We start from the raw sequence: 20,801 nt of genomic DNA, 5'->3' as shown, positions 1-20,801 counted from the left end.
CGAACGTGTAGCTCGGCCAGCTTTTCGGCTGTCGTGTGAGCGCGAGAAGGCTCCGCACCGGTCACTAGTTGCCCACCTCACTCTTCCGGCGGCGCCCCGCCTCGATGTTCTCCAGCGCCTCGGTCATGTGCGCGCCGACCTTGGCGATGATCGGCTCGTCGATGGCCTGGATGTGCTCCCCGCCGATCGGCACGACCTCGAGCTCGGACACGTACTCGCCCCAGCCGCCATCCGGCTGGCGAATGGCATACCGCGGCTCGAACTCGATGACGTCGTCATGGTAGCGATCCGCCATGTAGAGCGTGACGTGGCCGTCGTAGGGCTCGATCTGGACCGTCTCCAAGGCGCGGTTGTCGAGGTACGACGTGCGCTGGTGCTCGATGATCCCGCCCGGCACCTGCACACCGCTCTGCTGGACGATCTCCAAGACGAACTTGACCTGACCCTCGTCGTCGAGCTCCTCGAGCTGCTCGTAGGGGATCGCGGGGATCTCGACGTTGAAGGTGCGCTCGGCGAATCTCGCGTACCGGTCCCACCGCTTGCGGGTCTCTTCCCTGGTCTGCGGGATTTCTTCGCCGGCCCGGACCGTGTCGATCATGCCGACGAACGCCACGTCGGCGCCCATCCGCTTGAGCCCGATCGCGCAGGCGTAGGCCAACGCACCGCCCAGCGACCAGCCGACCAGGATGAACGGCTTGTCGCCGTTCATCTCCAGCAGTTTGGGCACGTATTGGGCGGCCCGTTCCTGGACGGTGCCCTCGACGCGCTCGAGCCCGTACATCGGGGTGTCCGGCGGCAACCGGTTGAGCAGTGGCTCGTAGACCACCGTCGAACCGCCGGCCGGGTGGAACACGAAAACCGGTATCTGCGAATCGTTTTGCGGCGCCCGGATGGTGCGGACGAATCCGTCGAGTTCACCGGCCTCGAGGTATCCGCGAACCTTCTCGGCCAGGGCCTCGATGTTCTCCGACGTCACCACGTCCTCGGCGGTGATCGGACCTTCGGCCCGCTCGGAGAGGCGCTGCGCCATCTTCTCGGCCTGCGCGTCGTCCAGCTTGGGCAGCGGGTTGAAGATGCCGCCCGGGGACTTACCCGTGACGATCGCCCACGTCGCGAAGGTGACCCGTTCGGCGGCGTCGCGCGGCGGCACGTCGGAGTTCAGCGCCTTGGTGACCGCCTCCTGGTTGAGCGCCTGTGCGGCGCCGGCCAGGTTGGGTGCGGGCTGCCCGCCGTTCGCCTTCGGCCCGGTCGGGTCGGTGGGCGGCGGCGGGATCGGCACGTCCGAGGCCGGCGGCGGCGCCGGCTGGGTCTCGGGCTCCGCCTGCGGGTCGGGCGCGGGCGCGGCGATCGTCGCGGGCGAGGCGCCGCTCATCAATTGCGCCTGGGCCTTGGCGATCTCCTCGGGCGAGTGGCTCTGCTGGTACTCGTGCAGCTGCTCGACCTCGTCGCGGTGCTCGACCGCGTACTTGATCAGCTCCTCGATGTTGTAGAGGTTGGCGTCCCGAACGGCCGTCAGTTGGATCGGCGGCAGGTCGAAGTCGTACTCGACGCGGTTCTTGATCCGCACCGCCATCAGCGAGTCCAGCCCGAGCTCGATCAGGGGCACCTCCCACGGCAGGTCCTCGGGCTCGTAACCCATGGCGGAGCCGACGATCAGCCCCAGGCGCTCCGCGACCGTCTCGCCCGAGTCCGGCGACCACTTGCCCATGCTCGCCGAGAAATACCGGTTGGTCAGGCTGTCGGTCAGGGTCTCGGCTTCGGCCTCACCGCCGGACTCCGCCGGCGCGACGGCGGCCCCGTTGGACGCAGCCGTGATGGCCGCGCCCGCGCCGACCGCGGCCGGCAAGGCGACACCGGCCTCCCCGGCGCGGGTCACCAGCGCGTCGTAGACCAGCGTGAAGGACTCGTCGATGCGGGCGTGTACCTGGACCGAGGCGCCGCCCGGATGCCGGGTCAGCGTCGTCACCAGCCGGGCGCCCTCGCCGGGCACCGCACGCTGCTCGGCGGCCGCCAGCTGCGCGTCCGGAAGGACCTCTGCCGCAGCGGCTTTCACCAACGCGGGCAGGTCCGTCAGGCCGCGGGGGTTGTACTCCCAGACGTGGCGGCCGTCAGGCAGCGCGACGTGGTTGCCCGGCATGAGCACCGAGCTGCTGCCGTGCGCGAAGTGCACGTCCAGCCAGTGCTCCTTGCGCTTGAACCGGGTCGGCGGAATGTTGGCGTAGTCCTCGGGACCGGACGCCCGGCTGAACAGCGTCCAGATGTCCAGGTCGTGGCCGTAGACGTAGAGCTGGGCCATGGCCGCGATCATCGCCTCGACGTCGTCCTGCTTCTTGGCCAGCGTCGGGATCAGCTGCGCGTCGTGCAACCCGGCCGCGGCGGTGGTCAAGCCGATCTGCATCAGCGCCACCGGGTTGGGCGCCAGCTCCAAAAAGGTGGTGAACCCGCTGTCCACGGCGTTGCGGACGCCGTGCGTGAAGTACACCGAGTGCCGCATCCCCTTGACCCAGTAGGCGACGTCGTGGAGCGGCTCGCCGTCGGGTTTGACGTAGGTCCCCTCGTGCACCGTCGAGAAGATCCCCACGGTGGGCGTCATCGGCTCGATGCCCTGCAACTCCGCGGAGAACTCGCCGAGCAGCGGGTCCATCTGCGAGGTGTGACCGGCGCCCTTGGTCTGCAGCTTGCGGGCGAAGCGGCCCTCGGCCTCGGCCCGGGCGACAATCGCGTCGATCTGTTCGGGCGGGCCGCCGATGACGGTCTGGGTGGGCGCCGCGTAGACGCACACCTCCAGGCCCGGGAAGTCGGCGAACACCGTCTTGAGCTCGTCGGCGGAGTACTCGACGAGCGCCATGAACCGGATGTACTCGCCGAACAGCATCGCCTCGCCCTCACCCATCAGGTGCGAGCGCGACGCGATGACCCGGGCGGCGTCGGCCAGCGACAGCCCGCCGGCGAAGTAGGCGGACGCGGGTTCGCCGAGGGACTGCCCGATCACCGCGGCGGGCTTGGCACCGTGGTGCTTGAGCAATTCGCCGAGCGCGATCTGGATCGCGAAGATCACCACATTGGACGTCTCGATGCCGTACTCGTGCGAGTCGTCCAAGATCAGCTCGAGCACCGAGTAACCGCGCTCATCCTGGATCAGCGCGTCGACCTTCTCGATCCACTCCGCGAAGACCTCGTTGCGCAGGTAGAGGTTCTTCCCCATCTTGCGGTGCTGCGCGCCGAAGCCGGCCATCGCCCAGACCGGTCCGTTGGTCACGGGCCCGTCGACGCTGAACACGCCCGGCCGCTGCTTGCCCTCGGCGACGGCGCGCAGACCCTTGATGGCCTCCTCGTGGTCGTGGGCCAGCACGACCGCGCGGGAACGGCCGTGGTTGCGCCGCGACAGCGCCCGGCCGACCGATTCCAGGGACGACGCCTGGCCCTCCGGGCTTTCCAGCCAGTCCGCGAGCTCGGCGGCCGCGGCCTTCTTGCGCGAGGTCAGGAACGCCGACACGGCGAGCGGGATCAGGGGCTTGGTCGGCTCCGCCGCTTCTTTCGCCGCGAGCTCTTCGAGCGCGATCTCCTTGAGCCGCAGCGCCTCGTCGGTGACGCCCGGCAGCTCGTACTCGTCCTCCTCGGGCGCCTCGGCATCCGGGATGATGTTGCCGAAATCGTCGAACCGCAGCGCGTGGCTTTCCATGGTGGGGGCCTCGGCGGTTTCCGCGGCCGCCTGCGGTTCGGGCGCCGGCTCCGGCTCCCGCTCGATGACGTCACGGGGCAAGACCTCGCGCACCACCAAGTGGGCGTTGGCGCCACCGAAGCCGAAGCTGGACACCCCGGCCAGGGCGTAGCCGCCGTAGCGCGGCCAGTCGGTGGGCTGGTCGACCACCTTCAGGCGCATCGCGTCGAAGTCGATGTAGGGGCTGGGGCCGGCGAAGTTGATCGACGGCGGCAGCTTGTCGTGCTGCAGCGCCAGCACCACCTTTGCCATGCTGGCCGCGCCGGCCGCCGACTCCAGGTGGCCCACATTGGTTTTCACCGCGCCCAGCAGCGCCGGGCGATCGGCGGGGCGGCCCCGGCCGACGACGCGGCCCAGCGCCTCGGCCTCGATCGGGTCGCCGAGGACGGTGCCGGTGCCGTGCGCCTCGATGTAGTCGACGTTGCGGGGATCGATGCCGGCGTCCTTGTAGGCCCGGCGCAGCACGTCGGCCTGCGCGTCCTGGTTGGGGGCGATCAGGCCGTTGGACCGGCCGTCGTGGTTGACCGCGCTGCCCGCGATCACGGCGAGGATCTGGTCGCCGTCGCGGCGGGCGTCGTCGACGCGCTTGAGCACCAGCATGCCGCCGCCCTCGGACCGGGTGTAGCCGTCGGCGTCGGAGGAGAACGACTTGATCCGGCCGTCGGGCGAAAGGACCTGGCCGATCTCGTCGAAGCCGAGGGTGACCACCGGCGTGATCAGCGCGTTGACGCCGCCGGCGACGGCCACGTCGCACTCGCCGTTGCGCAGCGCCTGGACCGCTTGGTGGGCGGCCACCAGCGAGCTCGAGCAGGCGGTGTCGACGGCCACGGACGGACCGCGGAAGTCGTAAAAGTAGGAGACCCGGTTGGCGATGATCGACGTCGCGGTGCCGGTGATGGCGTAGGGGTGCGCGACGGTCGGGTCGGACACCGCCAGGAAGCTGTAGTCGTTGTTGGAGACACCGACGTACACGCCGACGGACCCGCCGCGCAGGCTCGACGCCGGGATGCGGGCGTGTTCGAGCGCTTCCCAGGTCAGCTCCAGCGCCATCCGCTGCTGCGGGTCGATGTTGTCGGCTTCGGTCTTGGCCACCGCGAAGAACTCGGAGTCGAAGCCCTTGATGTCCTTCAGGTAGCCGCCACGGGTGCGGGCCTTGGCCATCCGCTCGGCGAGCCGCGGCTCTTCGAGGAACTCCGCCCAGCGGCCCTCCGGCAGGTCGGTGATGGCGTCGCGGCCCTCCATGAGCGCCTGCCACGTCTCGTCGGGGCTGTTCATGTCCCCCGGCAGCCGGGTCGACAGGCCCACGATCGCGATGTCGACGCGCTCGGCCGGGCCGTTGCGCGTCCAGTCGGAAACGTCGTCACCCGAGGTGTCGAGCTCCGGCTCGCCCTCGATGATCCGGGTGGCCAGCGACTCGATGGTCGGGTGCTGGAAGGCCACCGCGACCGACAGGGTGACACCGGTCATGTCCTCGATGTCGGCGGCCATCGCTACGGCGTCGCGCGACGACAGGCCGAGCTCGACCATGGGCACCGACTCGTCGATGTCGTCCGGCGACTTGCCGACGGCCCGGCCCACCCAGTTGCGCAGCCACGCGCGCATCTCGGGGACTGTGAGCTCGGTCTTCTTGGCGGGCGAGTTCTCCTGAGGTTCGTCTGTGTCAGCCATGGTTCCTGAATTCAGTCGTTAGCCCCGGCGAAGGCCGTCGGCGATCCGACGCCGCTACGCAGGCTGCCGTCGAGGTAGGCGGCGCGGCACGCGCGGCGCCCGATCTTGCCGCTCGAGGTACGCGGGATCGTTCCCGCCTGCACCAGCAGCAGGTCGCGGATGGTGACCCCGTGGCGGACGGCGATGGCCGCCCGGATTTCGTCCGCGATCGGCTGGTAGTCCAGCTTGTGCGTGCCGGGGGCACGCTCGGCCACGATCACCAGCTGCTCGGAGCTGTCGTCGGGGTCGTGCTTGAGGCCGGTGTGCGGGTTGTCGAACACCACCTGCGGCAGCTGGTTGGCCGGCACGGAGAACGCGGCCACGTAGCCGGTGCGCAGGGCGCGGCTGGCCTCCTGGGCCGAGTACTCGAGGTCCTGCGGGTAGTGGTTGCGGCCGTCGATGATGACGAGGTCCTTGATCCGGCCCGCGATATAGAGGTGGCCCTTGTGGTAGGTGCCGTAATCGCCGGTGCGCACCCACATGCCGTCGTCCGGGGCGCCCTCGGCGTGCGACTGGCTGATGCGCGACTTGAGGATGTTGCGGAAGGTCTCGGTGGTCTCGTCTTCCCTGCCCCAGTAGCCGGTGCCCATGTTGTTACCGTGCAACCAGATCTCGCCGATCTGCCCGTCGGGCAGCTCACTGGCGGTGTCGGGATCGACGATGACGGCCCACTCGTCGACGCCGATGATGCCGGCGGAAACCTGTGCGACGGCCTTGGGCGAATCGGAGGCCACCTCGACGAAGCGCTGCTTGTTCAGCTCGTCGCGGTCGACGTGGATGACCGTGGGCGCCTCGTCCATAGGCGTGGTGGACACGAACAGCGTGGCCTCGGCCAGACCGTAGGAAGGCTTGATCGCGGTCTCGCGCAGGCCATAAGGCTTGAACGCGTCGTAGAACTTGCGCATCGACGCCGGGGACACCGGCTCGCTGCCGTTGAGGATCGCCTTGACGTTGCTCAGGTCCAGAGGCGGCTCGCCGTCCTTGGGCACGCCGCGCACCGCGGCGTGCTCGAACGCGAAGTTCGGCGCGACGGTGATGACCTCGCTGTCCGGGGCGTCTTCGGGCTTGCGGGCCATCTCCCGGATCCACCGGCCGGGCCGGCGCACGAACGCGGCCGGGGTCATGAACGTGAAGTTGTAACCGAGCACCGGCGACAGCAGCGCAGTGATCAGGCCCATGTCGTGGAAGAAGGGCAGCCAGGACAGGCCGCGGTCCCCTTCCTTGCCTTCGAGGCCGTTGAGCACCTGCAGCACGTTGGTGGGCAGGTTCAGGTGCGTGATCTGCACGCCGGTCGGGGTACGGGTGGAGCCGGAGGTGTACTGCAGGTAGGCGATCGTGTTCTCGTCGGCCTCGGGCTCGACCCAGGTGGACGCGACCTCGTTGGGCACCGCGTCGACGGCGATCACGCGGGGCCGTTCCTTGGCGGCGCGTGCGCGGATGAATTTGCGGACGCCTTCCGCGGCCTCGGTGGTGGTCAGGATGGTCGACGGCGTGCAGTCGTCGAGCACGGCGTGCAGCCGGCCCACGTGGCCCGGCTCGCCCGGGTCGAACAGCGGCACCGCGATCCGGCCGGCGTACAGCGCGCCGAAGAAGGCGATGAGGTAGTCCAGGTTCTGGGGGCACAGGATGGCGATGCGGTCACCGGGCTGGGTGACCTGCTGCAGCCGGGCGCCCACCGCCCGGTTGCGGGCGCTGAAGTCGCTCCAGACGATGTCGCGATACACCCCGTCGCGCTCGGTGGAGTAGTCGATGAAACGGTAGGCCAGCTTGTCGCCGCGCACCCTCGCCCACTTCTCAACGTGCTTGACCAGGTTGGTGTTGTCCGGGAACCTGATCTTTCCATTCACGATGAACGGGTTGTGGTACGGCATTCCGCTCTCCTGTCACACCTGTTTCAGGCCGGCGGTACGCCGGCTAGCTGTCCTTCGGTCGGCCAGGCCGACGGCTTCCATTTCTACGCGGGCCAGTCCTCGCGCGGCGCCGCGGGCGCCGGCCCCCTGTTCATCCCAGGCCGGCTTCCACCAGGATCGGGTCCGCAACAAAGTGTTATAGCTCTTAAATTCCTCTTAATGTTAAGGGGCGGGCCGCAGCACACCAAATCACAAGGTACCGCTGATCTGCACCGGCAACGGGCTCCTGATGGCTGTGTCCCGCGGCCGGGTCATCCATGTTTGGGGTGCGGCGCGTTGGCGATCAGTCCTTGAACCCAGTTCAACGTCCAATCGGTGGCCGGCTGCCCGTCCAGGTTCCAGAACTGCGTGGTCGCGTACAACGCGTGGATGGGCTGCCCGGCACCGCCGGCCAGGGTGTTAAGGGTATTGGGCAGGTTGGCCACGCTGAACGCCTCGTCCGGCGCGGCGCAGATGAGGTCACCCGGAGCGCAGATTTCGTTGGTCTTGTCGTTGAGCGCGCCGAACCCGCCGGGCCGCGCGCCGGTCATCGTCAAGCCCAGCCCGGAGAGCACGGGCACTTCGTGCAGCGTGACCTCGGCGCCCTGCCCGGGCGGATTGGGCCCGATGTCGTTGCCCACGCCGGGCTGGCGGCGACCGTCAGCGATCAACGTCACACCGAGCACCAGGTCGTCGTCGACGGGTCCGCGGCCGTTGCCGATGTCGCTGGCGATGTCACCGGCGATCACCGCGCCCTGCGAGAAGCCCATCAGCACGTAACTGGTCAGCGGGCACTTCGCGTTCATGTCCGTCATCGCCTGGACCGTGGCGCGGGTGCCCTCGGCGCGGCTTTCGTTGTACGACATCTGAGTGTCGCCGCTGAGCGGGTTGTGGAACTGCGCGGTGTAAGGGGTGGTGTACTCCTGCACCCGGGACGCGGGGAACTGCTGGGTGATCGCCGTGGTCACCCTGTGCAGCAGCGCGTTGGGGAATTGCATCGGGTTGAGCGGATCGTCCTGCGGCGCGGACTCCCAGGTGCCGGGGACGTTGACCAGCTGGACGTCGGGGCACGACGCATCTTGCGAAGCGGGCCGGGGTTTGTGCGGGTGGGTGGTCGTGGACGGCGACGGCAAGACGCCCGGCGGCACCGCGCTGGGCGCGGATTCGCGGCCTCGTAGCATGACGACCACTAGCACGATGACCAACAACACCACCCCTGCCATCGCCAAGGCGGCGGTCCAGGCGAGGGCTCGGTGGCGCTTACGCCGCGCGTTGGTGGCCATGGTCTCCCGCTAGCAGGTCGGTGGATCGCAGCCAAGCGGTCCTCCCGACCCCCGGCTGCACCCCCTACACGGTACCGGCTCGCAGGGCCACCTCAGCCGGGCGGCGACCCGCGTCTCCCGGCGCCGACCCGCTTAGCGAATCGCGCCGACGATGTCGCCCGACATCGCGCCCAGCTGCCCCGACCAGGAGCCCCAGCCGTTGTCGCCGCCGCCCGGGAAGTCGAAGTGACCGTTGTGCCCGCCGTTGCTGCGGTACTGCTGGTAGAACTCGCGGGAGCTGCCCATGGCCGCCCCCGCCTGGCCGATCATGGCGGCGTCGTCGCCACCCATGTTCGTCGGGCTGTAGACCCACACGCGGGTGTTGTTCTGCGCCAGCAGCGACGCGTGGACGTATGGGTCGTGCCACTTCCACCGGCCCAGCTGCGGGGCCCCCCACATCCCGTTACCGTCCACACCGCCGAACTGTTGCAGGCCGGCCAGGATCGCGCCGTTGTAGTTGGTGCTCGACGGGTACAGGAACCCGGACAGCGAACCGGCGAAGCCGAAGCGGTCGGGGTGGAAGGCGGCGAGCGCCATCGCGCCGTAGCCGCCCTGCGAGGCGCCGACGGCCGCGTGGCCGCCCGGCGCCAGGCCTTTGTTGGCGGCCAGCCAGTTGGGCAGCTCGCTGGACAGGAAGGTGTCCCACTGCTTGCTGCCGTCCTGCTCCCAGTTCGTGTACATGCTCCAGGCCCCGCCCGCGGGCGCCACCACCGAGATGCCCTTGCCGCCAAGCGTGTTCATCGCGTTGCCCGCGGTGACCCAGTTGCTCACGTCGGGGGCCGCGTTGAACGCGTCCAGCAGATACACCGCGTGCGGTCCGCCGGCCAGGAAGGCCACCGGGATGTCGCGGCCCATCGCCGCCGACGGCACCATCAGGCTCTCGTAACCGGCCGCCCTCGCCTTGCCGGCCGGTCCGCCCGCCACGGTCACACCGATCAGCCCGATCGCCAGCGCGGCTACGGAGAACACCCGAAGAAGCGCTGACGCACCCCGCACGACCCTCATGTCACCCTCCATCGTCTAGTCGCTGACGAGCACATTAGCCAGCGCCGTAGTTCCCCCGCCCACGGGGTAGTGAAACAAATCACACACCAAAACAACTAACGGCGGAAACCCCGAAGGGTTTCCGCCGTTAGTCGCGTTGTTCGTGGGCTTAGGTGCCCTGGCCGTTCGTTCCGTTCCCGGCAGCCGCGGCGGCCGTGGCCGGCCCGGCGCCCGGGGTGGCGCCCAGCGCCGACTGCAGGTCAGGCTTCATCGCCTGCAGCTGCGCGCCCCAGTAGGGCCAGTCGTGGGTGCCGTTGGCGTCGAAGTTCCACACCGCGTTGTTGCCGCCGGCGGCTTTGTAGGCGTCCTGGAACTTCAGGTTGGAAGTCCGCACGAAACCCTCGAGGAACTTGGCGGGCAGGTTGTCGCCACCGAGGTCCGACGGCTTGCCGTTACCGCAGTACACCCAGATGCGGGTGTTGTTGGCGACCAGCTTGCCGACCTGGAGCGACGGGTCGTTGCGGGCCCAGGCCGGGTCCTCCTTGGGACCCCACATGTCGGCTGCCTTGTAACCACCGGCGTCACCCATGGCCAGGCCGATCAGCGACGGGCCCATGCCCTGCGACGGGTCCAGGAGCGCGGACAGCGAGCCGGCGTAGGTGAACTGGTTCGGGTGGTAGGCGGCGAGGATCAGCGCCGACGACCCGGCCATCGACAGACCGACGGCGGCGTTGTTGGTCGACCTGACCTGCTTCTGCGCCGACAGGTACGCGGGCAGCTCGCTGGTCAGGAAGGTCTCCCACTTGTAGGTGGTGCAGCCGGCCTTGCCGCAGGCGGGCTTGTACCAGTCGGAGTAGAAGCTGGACTGGCCACCGACGGGCATGACGACCGAGATTCCGGACTGGTTGTACCACTCGAACGCCGGGGTGTTGATGTCCCAGCCGTTGAAGTCGTCCTGCGCGCGCATACCGTCGAGCAGGTACAGCGCGGGCGAGTTGGCCCCACCGCTTTGGAACTGAACCTTGATATCGCGGCCCATCCCCGCGGAAGGAACCTGCAGGTATTCCACCGGCAGACCGGGGCGCGAGAAGGCACCAGCGGTCGCCGAGCCCCCCACGGCGCCAATCAGGCCCGAGAGCAGCGCCGCGCCAGCGGCCGCCACCACGAGCCGCCGCGGCATACCTGCCACGGCGCCGCGAAACCTGTCGACAAGCGTCATCCTTGCTTCCTCATCCTTCTCGGCGCGCCCGTCAACCGGGCGCGTCATGTTTTGGGTCGTACTGCATACGATCTCCGCGCAGCAGTGCTCGTGTAGTCAACCACACCTTCCGGCGCCCGGTCGCATCGAGGCGGCCACCGAAAGCCTCACTGGGCCCGCTTTACCCGGCGCTTTCCAGGCGAAACGCCCGCCCCGGAATCCGGGTTTTCGCATGTGCTTGAGCCTTATTGCCAGCTGGTAACGGCCCAAATGTGATGTTGCTGGCAATTTTTCACGGGGCCGGCTTGAAGACAATTTTGAGATTGGTCGAAAATTCTTCTGCCCTGGGCTTACTCGCGAGGTGGCGGCGGGGCCTCTTCGGGCACCGGCAGCCCGCATCTGGCCAGCTCGTAGCGCGGCACACGGTCTATCCGGTATTTGGTGAATTCATAGGAATGCAGCAGGTTCGACAGGAACCTGTGCGGGGTCATCGGTGCGCGCACCGAACTCAGCACCGCCTCGGTCTCGGGACATTTGAGGGCGGTCACCGCCTCGGCGACCCACTGCTGGTCCAGATAACCCGGAATGCCGGGATACAACTTCACCCACGGACCGTCGGCGATCACCCAGTCCGGGAAGAGGTTCTTGTCGTGCCCGATGCGGCCGTGCTGCAACCGTTCCGTGTGTTGCGCAAGCGGATTCGCCAGTCCGATCTGGTCGATCACCCTGACATCGAGCCCGACATTCATGCCGACCATGCCGAGGTTGGTGAAAAACACTGCGTGCTGCGGTTTTTGGGGTTGCTTGTCGGGCCCCGGTTGCGCCATCGGCACGAGGTCCCACTGGATGTAATTTCCCGACGGCAGCAGTAACGCCCCGTCGGGAGTGTTTTCGAGCGCCGTCAGGATGGCCGCCATCCTGGGATACCCCAGGTAGTCGGCGGCGGTGAGCGGATGCGCGTGCCCGGTGGCCTGCGCGTAGAAGCGCCGCTCGTCGACGATTCCGGAGTAGCTGACGTGGGTGGCGTCGTCGCCCATCCCCGGCGAATTCGCCGCCCACAGCGACCAACCGGCCACACCCAGCCAGAGCGCGCCGGCCGCACCGGCCACCCAGTAGCCCGTCTCCCGCGAATAGTCCTGTCCATCCGGAATGGCCAGCGGGATCACGGCGACCGGGGCCAGCAAGCAGAACAACGGCGCCAACAGCACCCGCCCGTGCATGAAGTCGCCGCCCTGCCGGATCCAGTAGAGCGCTTGCAGCAGGCCGCTCACCACAACGAAAGCCACGACGGCGGGCGGGCTTTGAACCGCCCGGGCCACCCGCCCGTAGTTCGGGGCGAAGGCGGGCCGCAAAAACGACGGCCGGCGGCGCGCCGCGAGAAGCAGCAGCCCCAGCGGCACGAGGAGCACCACCGGCACCCACACCGCGTAGGGTGCGTCGAAGTTCGACAGGTAGATCATGCCCTGGGACCACTTGTCGCCCGCCGCGTCCTTGGCCAGCGCGGTTCCGGGCACCAGCAGGCCGTAATAGCCCATCCGGAAGATCTCGTAGCCGACGGGCAGCAGCCCACCGGCCAGCACGATCAGCACCCGGCGCCGCCAGGTCCGCGCCGCGATCAGCATCATGATCAGGGCCAACCCGCCCATCAGGGCCAGGTCGGGCCGGACCAAGACGCTGAAACCAGCCACGAACGCCAGCGCACCGATGAAGAGTTTGTGATCCGGGCGGTTCCGCACCGGCTGGCCCCAGCAGACCATCATCCACCACAGCAGCCCGAGGTAAGCCAGCGTCAGCCCGCTCTCCAGACCGGAGGTGGCGAAGTCACGTGCGGGCGGAAGCGCGACGTAGACCAACGCGCCGGCGGGCAGCATGACGGCCCTGCGGCCGCGCAGGCTGGGTGCGTACAACCGGGCGGCTCCCAGCATGAGCAGGGCGACGCCCAGCACCGAGAGCGTCAGGGCCAGCGCGAGCGCCACGTATTCCATCCGCATCGGCCCGCCCACCCAACTGCCGGCGTACATCAGGTAGGTCCAGGCCGTGGAGGTGTTGGCCTCCACCCGCTCACCCTGGTTGAAGACCGGCCCGTTGCCGGCGAGCAGGTTGCGCACCGTGCGCAACACGATGAGCCCGTCGTCGGCGATCCAGCGCCGCTGCCAAGCACCGCAGGCGAACAGGACGGAGACCACCGTCACGCTGATCCACAGGGTGACCCGCACCAGGGTCGTGTAAGGGAACACCGGCCAGCCCAACCGCCTGATGGCCGGCCGGCTGCGCATCATGCGCGCTTTGAGGGCCTGCAGTTCGGGGCTAACCGAAGGCAACGGCGGCTCCAAGCGTCGCGATCCACGCGAGGAAAAGCAGCTGCAACACCCGGTCGCGCAGCGCGATGTCTTCGGGCTCGCCGGCCAGCCCGCCGTCGACGTCGACGGCGTAGCGCAGGATCGCGATGGTGAACGGCACCATGGACACCGCGAACCACGATCCCGAGTGGCGGTCGCGCTCGAACGCCCACAACCCGTAGCAGAGCACCACGGCGGTGGCCGACATCGTCCAGACGAACCGCAGATAGGTGCTGGTGTAGCTCTCCAGGGACTTGCGGATCGCGGCGCCGGTGCGCTCGGCGACCTGCAGCTCGGCGTACCGCTTGCCCGCCACCATGAACAGCGACGCGAACGCCGCGGTCAGCAAGAACCATTGCGACAGCGGGATGCCGGTGGCGGCGCCACCGGCTATGGCGCGCAGCAGGTACGCCGACGACACGATGCAGATGTCCATCACCGCTTGGTGCTTCAGACCGAAACAATAGGCAAGCTGCATGCCGAGGTAGACGGCCATCACGACCGCCAGGTCCGGCGTCAGCCACCACGCGAGCCCCAGCGAGCCCGCCCCGAGAACCAGCGCCAGGGTGTACGCCAGCCACTCCGGCACCACACCCGCGGCGATCGGGCGGAATCTCTTGGTGGGGTGCTCGCGGTCGGCGTCGACGTCGCGCACGTCGTTGACCAGATAGATCGACGAGGCCGCCAGGCAGAACACCACGAAAGCCACCGAGACCTTGGTCAGCACGTCGGCGTAGTTGTAGTGCACCGGGCCGCCCAACGCGGCCACCGGTGCCGCCAGCACCAGGACGTTCTTCACCCACTGCCGCGGGCGGATCGCCTTGACGACCCCGACCACCACGTTGCCCGGGGGCCCGGTCACCACGTCCTCACTCATTCGCCCAGACCTTCCGCGCCCGGCCCTCTAGCCGAACGGTGATTCGCGCGACGGTGGCGCCGAGGACGATGCCGCAGGCCACGTCGCTGGGATAGTGCACCCCGAGCAGCATCCGCGACAATGCCATCGGGGGAACCAGGAGGGCGGGCAGCGGCAGGCCGGTGATCCGGCCCATCAGGATGGCCGCGGCCGTGGTCGAGGTGGCGTGGGCCGAGGGGAAACTCAGCCGGCTGGGGGTGCCGACGTTCACGACGACGGCCGGATCGTGCGGCCGCTGGCGCCGCACCACCCGCTTGACCAGCACGGCGGCGGCGTGCGCGGCGAACGCCCCCGCGCCGGCGACCAGCCAGTCCCGACGCCGCCTCGGCGCCAGCAGCGCGCCGACCGCCGCCACGGCCAGCCAGCCGAGGCTGTGCTCGCCGAAATGGGACAGGCCGCGCGCCGTCGTCAACGCACCGGGGCGGTCGGCGAGCGCGGCTTGCACGGCCACCAGAGCGGCGACCTCGCCGCGCGGGGTGGCCGATTCAGCCATGCTCTCGCTCGGCGTGCGCGGGCAGCAGCGCCATCTCCCATTTCTGCTTGCTGGACAGCACCGGCAGCGCGTCCCGGTACGTTTTGCGCATCTCGTCGAAGCGGCTCGCCAGGAGGCGCTGCCGGCGCAGCGAGGCGAACAGCAGTTGGAACATCTTGCGCCGGTCGCGTTGCCGGTAGACGACGCCGCACCCGTCGGCCGTCGTCACGGTGACGCCGTCGACCGTGCACAGCCGGAACCAGCGGGCGTCCTGGGTCGGCACGTTGAATTCGGGGCGCCGGTGGGCCTCGGGGTCGGCCTTGGTCGCGTTGTGCAGGATGCCGCGGGCCAGCCGGTAACCGATCGACAGCGGGTTCACTGGCGGCTTCATCGCCTTGGTCTTGTGCGACGGCGCCGGGAGTTGGCTCGCGGCCGGCAGCACCACCGCGTCCGGGTACTCCTTGCGCAACCGATGCACCTCGGGCAGGGCGGATTCCAGGATCGAGAAGATGTGCTCCGGGCCCGCGAGGAAGTCGTCGATGGCCCGGTTCTGGATAGCTACCGTCGAATATTCAAGGCAGGCAAGGTGTTTCAGCGTTGCCTTCAGGTGGCTGCGGACCAGTCCGGTGATGTCGCCGTCCCAGTGCATCGCGGCGACCACCAGGCGATTGCGCAGGTGGTAGTAGGCCTGCCAGTCGATGGCGTCGTCCTTGTCACTCCAGGCCATGTGCCAGATCGCCGCGCCGGGCAAGGTGACGGTCGGGTACCCGTGCTCGCCGGCGCGCAGACCGTATTCGGCGTCGTCCCATTTGATGAACAGCGGTAGCGGCTGGCCCAGTTCCTCGGCGACCTGCCGGGGGATCATGCACGTCCACCAGCCGTTGAAGTCGACGTCGATGCGCCGGTGCAGCAGGGCGCTTCGAACATTCTTGTCGTTCAACGGATATTCGGCGAAGTCGTGGTCGTACTCGGCGTGCGGGGCGGCGGTCCACATGAAGTTCGACTGGTTGACGACCTCGCCCATGATGTGCAGGTGCGAGGGCTCCTGCAGGTTGAGCATCTGACCGCCGATCAGCATCGGCGTCTTGGCGAAGCGGTGCAGGGCCAACACCCGCAGGATCGAGTCGGGCTCGATGCGGATGTCGTCGTCCATGAACAGAATCTGTTGGCAGTCCGTGTTTTTCAGCGCCTCGTACATCACCCGGCTGTAACCGCCCGAGCCGCCGAGGTTGGGCTGGTTGTGGATGGACAGCCGATTGCCCAGCCCCGCGGCCGCGGCGGGGAAGTCCGGGTGGTCGCGCACCTTTCGGGTGCCCTGGTCGGGGACGATCACCGCCCCGATCACCGCGTCCACCAACGGATCTGCGGTCAGGTCGGCCAGCGCGTTGACGCAGTCGGCGGGCCGGTTGAACGTCGGGATGCCGACGGCGACGTTGGCCGTGCCCGGCGCGGGCTCGGTCGCATACCAGCCACCGCTCACCAGGTTCACCGCGGTGTCGGTGGTGATGTCGAACCAGATCCAGCCGCCGTCCTCGAACGGCTTGAGCGGCACCTCGATCTCGACGACGGCCGGTTGATCGTCGGTGCCGACGAATTGGCGGCCCTCCACGGAAATTCGTACCCCGGTGGCCTTGGTGCGGTACAGGTCGACGCGCCCGGTTCCGGTGAGCTCGACTCGCAACACCACCGACGTGCAGATCGACCAGCGGCGCCAGTAACTGGCCGGGAACGCGTTGAAGTACGTGGCGAACGACACTTCGGACTCTTTGCCGATCTCGAGCGAGGTTCGGCTGGTCGCGTGGGCACGCCGCGCGTTGGTGGTCGATTCCTCCAGATACAGCTTGCGCACGTCGAGGGGCTCACCCGGACGCGGCAGGATGATTCTGGAAAGCAGGCTTACAGCGGTCATCCCCCCGCGCCTTCCTCCACTAGTGCTGTGCCGTCGCGCAGGTGTGGCGCGAGGACGTTGTCGTACATGTTCAGTGCGCTGGCGATCGCCATGTGCATGTCCAGGTATTGGTAGGTCCCCAGCCGGCCACCGAACAGCACCTTCGATGACGCGGTCTCGGCCTTCGCCCGCGCCCGGTAGGCGGCCAGCAGCGCACGGTCGGCCTCGGTGTTGATCGGATAGTAGGGCTCGTCGTCGTCTTCGGCGAACCTCGAGAACTCCCGCATGATGACCGTCTTGTCGGTCGGATAGTCACGCTCGGGGTGGAAGTGGCGGAACTCGTGAATGCGAGTGTAGGGGATCTCGAGATCGTTGTAGTTCATCACCGGCGTGCCTTGGAAGTCGCCGCACTCGGTCAGCACCTCGAGCTCGAAATCCAAGGTGCGCCAGCCCAACCGGCCTTCGGCGTAGTCGAAGTAGCGGTCCAGCGGGCCGGTGTAGACGACCGGTGCATCGGGACTGTCCGCGCGCAACTGGTCGCGGACGTCGAACCAGTCGATGTCCAGCCGGACCTCGATGCGGTCGTCGGCGGCCATGTTCTGCAGCCACGCCGTGTACCCGTCGGCCGGCAGCCCCTCGTAGGTGTCGCTGAAGTATCGGTTGTCGAAGGTGTAGCGCACGGGCAGCCGGGTGATGTTGGCGGCCGGCAATTCCTTGGGATCGGTCTGCCACTGCTTGGCGGTGTAGCCCTTGACGAACGCCTCGTACAGCGGGCGCCCGATCAGCGAGATCGCCTTCTCCTCGAGGTTCTGCGCGTCCTCGGTCTTGATCTCGGCGGCCTGGTCGGCGATCAGGCGGCGGGCTTCGTCCGGGGTGAAGTACCTGCCGAAGAACTGTGACACCAGGCCCAGACCCATCGGGAATTGGTAGGCCTGCCCGTTGTGCATGGCGAACACGCGGTGTTGATAGTTGGTGAAGTCGGTGAACTGACGCACGTAGTCCCAGACCCTCTTATTAGAGGTGTGGAACAGGTGGGCGCCGTATTTGTGGACCTCGATACCGGTCTGCGGCTCGGCTTCCGAATAGGCGTTCCCCCCGATGTGCGGGCGGCGCTCCACGACGAGCACGCGCTTCCCGAGTTGGGTAGCCACGCGCTCGGCAATGGTCAGGCCGAAGAATCCAGAGCCGACGACGAGGAGGTCAAAGCGAGCGGTCATCGGTTGCTTAGGGTATCCGACGGCGTCGGCCTAACCCATTTGGCGAGGCCAGGGAGTCCGCGATCGGTCGTGTGGCGACGATTCGGGACTGTCGAACCCGGCGATCACGGTCCGGGTCGCAATTACCTCACGATTCAATATCGCCACTCTAGTCACAGCATTCTCACTCGTACCATCGACTCTGTGTGGTTGTCGGCGGCTAGAAACCGGCAAGGCCGCACTGACACAACACAGTTGAACATTGAGTTGTCCAGATTGAGGAGACTTCCGTGCCGAACCGACGCCGACGCAAGCTTTCGACAGCCATGAGCGCGGTCGCCGCCCTGGCAGTGGCGAGTCCTTGCGCATACTTCCTTGTCTACGAATCGACGGCGGGCAACAAACCGGCCGAGCACCACGACTTCAAGCAGGCGGCGGTAATGACCGACCTGCCGGGCGAGCTGATGGGCGCCTTGTCGCAGGGGCTGTCGCAATTCGGGATCAACCTGCCCCCGGTGCCCGCGCTGAGCGGGGGCGCGACCAGCACTCCGGGCCTGGCCAGCCCCGGCCTGGGCACTCCGGGCCTCGGGACTCCAGGGCTCACGAGCCCTGGTCTGACCAGTCCGGGCCTGACCAGCCCCGGCCTCACCAGCCCCGGCCTGACCAGCCCCGGTTTGACGAGCCCCGGTTTGACCAGCCCGGCTCTGACCAGCCCGGGCCTGGCGCCGACCGCGACGCCGGGTCTCACCGCGCCCGGCGCGCTGCCGACCACCCCGGGCGCCGGAGTGGCGACCCCGGGTGCGGGGCTCAACCCCGCGCTGTCCAACCCCGGGCTGACCAGCCCGGCCGGGGTCACGCCCGGGCTGACGAGCCCGACGGCTGCCGGTGAGGTGCCAATCACGGCCCCGGCCAGCCTGGACCCGGGCGCCGACGGTACCTACCCGATCCTGGGCGACCCGTCGTCCTTCGGTAACGGTTCACCGATTGGTGGTGGCACCGGCCTCGGCGGCGGCGGCGGAAGCTCCAGCAGCGGCGGCGGTGGCCTGGTCAACGACGTGATGCAGGCCGCCAACCAGCTCGGCGCCGGTCAGGCGATCGACCTGCTCAAGGGCTTGGTCATGCCGGCGATCACGCAGGGTCTGCACGGCGGGGCGGGTGCAGCCGGTGCGCTTCCGGGCGCCGCCGGTGCGCTGCCGGGCGCCGCGGGCGCCCTCCCGGGTGCCGCCGGCGCCTTGCCGGCCGCTGCCGGTGCGCTGCCGGGTGCCGCGGGCGCCCTCCCGGGTGCCGCGGGTGCCCTGCCGGCCGCCGCGGGCGCTGCCGGGGCTTTGCCGGCTGCCGCCGGCGCGGCACCGGTCCTGCCACCCGTCTAGACCTTCAGGAAACCCTCCAACCAGACGGCACCGCAGATTCTTCTGCGGTGCCGTCGAATTTGGCGCAGTTTCGTCGCGCCCAGGTCGTGTCGTCTCATCATTAACATTAGAAACACAAGTAACATCGGCTGGTGTCTCCTAGTCGTGGGCCGACGACATTGCTCACCGCCATCGCGGCGACCGTCGTCATCGTCTCCTGGGTGGCCGACACCACGCGCGATCGCGGCACTGCCAGTCCGCCGCCGACCCACGACACCCAGCTGACCGAACAGCCGCTGGTCGGGTTGGGCGGCGGTGTCACGGTTCGCCAGATCAGCCAGGACACCCCGTTCTCTCTCGTCGCGCTCACGGGCGACCTGACAGGCACCTCGACCAGGGTGCGGGCGCGGCGGCCGGACGGTTCGTGGGGGCCCTGGTACCAGACCGAGTACGAGACGGCGGCGCCCGACGGGGCGACGGCAGCCGGATCGCTCGAGGGGCCGCGCGGAACCGACCCGGTGTTCGTCGGCACCACCACCACCGTCGAGATCGCGGTCACGCGTCCGATGGATGCGCCGCCGACCCTGGGGGCCCCACCCGTCGGCGGGGGACCATCACCCGCGCCCCCCCGCGAGACCGATCTGGGCTACAAACCGGCGTCCCGGGAACAACCCTTCGGGCAGAACATCTCCGCCATCCTCATCTCCCCGCCGCAAGCACCGGCCAAAGCCCAGTGGACGCCACCCTCGGGCGTGCTGATGCCCGGCCAGGCCCCCGCCATCATCAGCCGGGCGGAATGGGGTGCCGACGAGTCGCTGCGTTGCGGTAGTCCGCAGTACGACAACGGCGTTCGTGCCGCCGTCGTACACCACACGGCGGGCAGCAACGACTACTCGCCGCTGGAATCGGCCGGGATCGTCAAGGCCATCTACACCTATCACAGCAAGACCTTGGGCTGGTGCGACATCGCCTACAACGCCCTGGTCGACAAGTACGGCCAGGTGTTCGAGGGCAGCGCCGGGGGGCTGACCAAAGCGGTCGAGGCCTTCCACACCGGCGGATTCAACCGCAACACCTGGGGCGTGGCGATGATCGGCAACTTCGACGACGTACCCCCCACGCCGATCCAGCTGCGCACCCTGGGCCGGCTGCTGGGCTGGCGCCTGGGCCTGGACAACGTCGACCCCAAGGGCACCGTGTCGCTGGAGTCGGCGGGTAGCCACTACACCACCTTCCCGGCCGGTTCCGTCGCGACGCTGCCCACGATCTTCACGCACCGCGACGTCGGCAACACCGATTGCCCGGGCAACGCCGCCTACGCGCTGATGGACGAAGTACGCGACGTCGCTTCGCATTTCAACGATCCGCCGGAGGAACTGATCAAGGCCCTGCAGGGCGGCGCGATCTATGACCACTGGCAGGCGATGGGCGGCATGAACAGCGTACTGGGCGCGCCCACGTCCCCCGAGGACAGCGCGGAGGGTGACGCGCGGTACGTCACCTTCGCCCGGGGCGCGATGTATTGGTCGCCGGAAACCGGCGCCCAGCCGGTCACCGGCGCGATTTACGACGCCTGGGCGTCGCTGAGCTACGAACGCGGACCGCTCGGGTTGCCGACCAGCGCCGAACTTCAAGAGCCGCTGCAGATTACGCAGAATTTCCAACACGGAACGCTGAACTACGAGCGGCTCACCGGCAACGTCACCGAGGTCGCGGAGGGGATCATCACGCCGCTCTCGACGCAATCACCGAGCGGCCCCACCGTGCCGCCCGAACACTTCTCGTTACCGGCGCACCCGTCTGCCACCTAGCCGGTCCCG

At 68.5% G+C, this 20,801-nt stretch carries 12 protein-coding genes; 2 read left to right on the top strand and 10 right to left on the bottom strand.

Going from position 1 to position 20,801, the window contains the following annotated elements:
• Nucleotides 1-64: 64 nt before the first annotated feature.
• The 10 genes from pks13 to glf all read right to left on the bottom strand — a co-directional run bounded on the left by pks13 (nucleotide 65) and on the right by glf (nucleotide 17,653).
• The gene (gene pks13, locus A5691_RS04745) at nucleotides 65-5,389 is read right to left on the bottom strand and encodes a polyketide synthase Pks13 (protein ID WP_068015444.1); all 5,325 of its coding nucleotides are present in this window, start codon (nucleotides 5,387-5,389) and stop codon (nucleotides 65-67) included.
• 11 nt (nucleotides 5,390-5,400) lie between these two features.
• Nucleotides 5,401-7,299 carry a long-chain-fatty-acid--AMP ligase FadD32 gene (gene fadD32 / locus A5691_RS04740; RefSeq protein WP_067891549.1) on the bottom strand — a complete coding sequence of 633 codons (1,899 nt, stop codon included), beginning with the start codon at nucleotides 7,297-7,299 and terminating at the stop codon, nucleotides 5,401-5,403.
• 290 nt (nucleotides 7,300-7,589) lie between these two features.
• Entirely contained in the window at nucleotides 7,590-8,600 is a 1,011-nt protein-coding gene (locus A5691_RS04735; protein ID WP_068015441.1) for a cutinase family protein, read from the bottom strand.
• 132 nt (nucleotides 8,601-8,732) lie between these two features.
• Nucleotides 8,733-9,635 carry an esterase family protein gene (locus A5691_RS04730; protein WP_067760282.1) on the bottom strand — a complete coding sequence of 301 codons (903 nt, stop codon included), beginning with the start codon at nucleotides 9,633-9,635 and terminating at the stop codon, nucleotides 8,733-8,735.
• Nucleotides 9,636-9,792: 157 nt separating this feature from the next.
• Nucleotides 9,793-10,842, bottom strand: coding sequence for a diacylglycerol acyltransferase/mycolyltransferase Ag85A (gene ag85A / locus A5691_RS04725; RefSeq protein WP_067760233.1), 1,050 nt, complete (start codon nucleotides 10,840-10,842; stop codon nucleotides 9,793-9,795).
• Between the two features lie 329 nt (nucleotides 10,843-11,171).
• The gene (gene aftB / locus A5691_RS04720; RefSeq protein WP_304528522.1) at nucleotides 11,172-13,142 is read right to left on the bottom strand and encodes a terminal beta-(1->2)-arabinofuranosyltransferase; all 1,971 of its coding nucleotides are present in this window, start codon (nucleotides 13,140-13,142) and stop codon (nucleotides 11,172-11,174) included.
• Nucleotides 13,129-14,037 (bottom strand): decaprenyl-phosphate phosphoribosyltransferase, encoded by a 909-nt coding sequence (locus tag A5691_RS04715; RefSeq protein ID WP_067760237.1) that lies wholly within the window; start codon nucleotides 14,035-14,037, stop codon nucleotides 13,129-13,131. The genes aftB and A5691_RS04715 overlap by 14 nt, the downstream gene beginning before the upstream one ends.
• Nucleotides 14,030-14,569: a phosphatase PAP2 family protein gene (locus tag A5691_RS04710; RefSeq protein ID WP_068015436.1), complete on the bottom strand. Its 540-nt coding sequence runs from the start codon at nucleotides 14,567-14,569 to the stop codon at nucleotides 14,030-14,032. The genes A5691_RS04715 and A5691_RS04710 overlap by 8 nt, the downstream gene beginning before the upstream one ends.
• On the bottom strand, nucleotides 14,562-16,457 hold the full coding sequence (locus A5691_RS04705; RefSeq protein WP_067760242.1) for a glycosyltransferase: 1,896 nt from the start codon (nucleotides 16,455-16,457) through the stop codon (nucleotides 14,562-14,564). Before A5691_RS04705 ends, A5691_RS04710 begins: the two co-directional genes overlap by 8 nt.
• Nucleotides 16,454-17,653, bottom strand: coding sequence for a UDP-galactopyranose mutase (glf, locus tag A5691_RS04700; RefSeq protein WP_068015433.1), 1,200 nt, complete (start codon nucleotides 17,651-17,653; stop codon nucleotides 16,454-16,456). Before glf ends, A5691_RS04705 begins: the two co-directional genes overlap by 4 nt.
• Before the next feature lie 269 nt (nucleotides 17,654-17,922).
• On the opposite strand from glf, the gene A5691_RS04695 reads away from it, so the two are divergent.
• Complete coding sequence (locus A5691_RS04695; protein ID WP_197694377.1) at nucleotides 17,923-19,002, top strand: PirG; 1,080 nt, start codon at nucleotides 17,923-17,925, stop codon at nucleotides 19,000-19,002.
• 131 nt (nucleotides 19,003-19,133) lie between these two features.
• Entirely contained in the window at nucleotides 19,134-20,792 is a 1,659-nt protein-coding gene (locus A5691_RS04690; protein ID WP_197694376.1) for an LGFP repeat-containing protein, read from the top strand.
• Nucleotides 20,793-20,801 lie beyond the last annotated feature (9 nt).

Origin of the sequence: Mycobacterium sp. E183 (genome assembly GCF_001667735.1) — a bacterium.
Classification (GTDB): Bacteria; Actinomycetota; Actinomycetes; order Mycobacteriales; family Mycobacteriaceae; genus Mycobacterium.
Note: the sequence above shows the minus strand (reverse complement) of the source record. Positions and strands in the feature narration are given on the sequence as shown.

Bases quoted from the DNA above. Each gene is read 5' to 3' on its own strand.
- fadD32 (WP_067891549.1), bottom strand. From the start codon at position 7,299: ATGCCGTACCACAACCCGTTCATCGTGAATGGAAAGATCAGGTTCCCG.
- ag85A (WP_067760233.1), bottom strand. From the start codon at position 10,842: ATGACGCTTGTCGACAGGTTTCGCGGCGCCGTGGCAGGTATGCCGCGG.
- pks13 (WP_068015444.1), bottom strand. From the start codon at position 5,389: ATGGCTGACACAGACGAACCTCAGGAGAACTCGCCCGCCAAGAAGACC.
- A5691_RS04735 (WP_068015441.1), bottom strand. From the start codon at position 8,600: ATGGCCACCAACGCGCGGCGTAAGCGCCACCGAGCCCTCGCCTGGACC.
- A5691_RS04705 (WP_067760242.1), bottom strand. From the start codon at position 16,457: ATGACCGCTGTAAGCCTGCTTTCCAGAATCATCCTGCCGCGTCCGGGT.
- A5691_RS04710 (WP_068015436.1), bottom strand. From the start codon at position 14,569: ATGGCTGAATCGGCCACCCCGCGCGGCGAGGTCGCCGCTCTGGTGGCC.
- A5691_RS04715 (WP_067760237.1), bottom strand. From the start codon at position 14,037: ATGAGTGAGGACGTGGTGACCGGGCCCCCGGGCAACGTGGTGGTCGGG.
- glf (WP_068015433.1), bottom strand. From the start codon at position 17,653: ATGACCGCTCGCTTTGACCTCCTCGTCGTCGGCTCTGGATTCTTCGGC.